We start from the raw sequence: 232 nt of genomic DNA, 5'->3' as shown, positions 1-232 counted from the left end.
CCTATCGCCGCGCGGCCGGTTGGGGGAACCAGGCGGTGAAGGCCGCACCCATGCCCGGCGCGCTTTCCACCACCAGGCCGCCCTGGTGCCGGTTCATGATGTGTTTGACGATGGCCAGCCCCAGGCCCGTGCCCTGACGCTCGCCGCTCTTTTGGCCTTCGACGCGATAGAAGCGCTCGGTCAGGCGCGGCAGGTGTTCGCGCGCAATGCCCGGCCCGTGATCGCGCACCGT

Annotated in this window: 1 protein-coding gene; it reads right to left on the bottom strand. The window is 70.3% G+C overall.

Going from position 1 to position 232, the window contains the following annotated elements; genetic code table 11:
* Position 1: 1 nt before the first annotated feature.
* Positions 2-232: sensor histidine kinase (locus CVH10_RS24810; RefSeq protein WP_369336037.1), on the bottom strand; the 231-nt coding region annotated here is incomplete at its 5' end.

Origin of the sequence: Halomonas sp. ND22Bw (genome assembly GCF_003011945.1) — a bacterium.
GTDB lineage: Bacteria > Pseudomonadota > Gammaproteobacteria > Pseudomonadales > Halomonadaceae > Halomonas > Halomonas halophila.
The sequence above is the reverse complement of the archived record's forward strand: the minus strand, read 5'-3'. Positions and strand labels throughout refer to the sequence as shown.